At 27.0% G+C, this 293-nt stretch carries 1 protein-coding gene; it reads right to left on the bottom strand.

Annotation, left to right across the window (positions count from 1 at the left end; translation table 11 throughout):
- Nucleotides 1-293, bottom strand: a 293-nt coding sequence (locus SB764_RS39315; RefSeq protein ID WP_410866652.1) for an AAA family ATPase, incomplete at both ends; no start/stop codon positions are given.

The following is a 293-nucleotide window of genomic DNA, read 5'->3' on the forward strand; positions in this document are numbered from 1 at the left end:
AAAATAGATATTGTGAGTTAATATAAACACCTGAGATATATTTGTATTTTTTAAATCTTTGTGATCGGGAGATTTTCCTTTCTTTTCGATTAGTTTTCTTACAAGAGTTGTGATTATAAATAGCACCTGATTATCTAAACTTGAAACAGGATCATCAATTACAATTATTTTCTTTTTTGAAGAATTGTTTTGATTATCTGTCCCTAAGCATAACTGATAAAAGTAAAGAAAGGCTATGAAATTTTTTTCTCCTTCGCTTAATGTTAAGAAAATGTTTCCTGAATCATTATCAG

Origin of the sequence: Paraburkholderia sp. SIMBA_027 (assembly GCF_046535315.1) — a bacterium.
Classification (GTDB): Bacteria; Pseudomonadota; Gammaproteobacteria; order Burkholderiales; family Burkholderiaceae; genus Paraburkholderia; species Paraburkholderia tropica.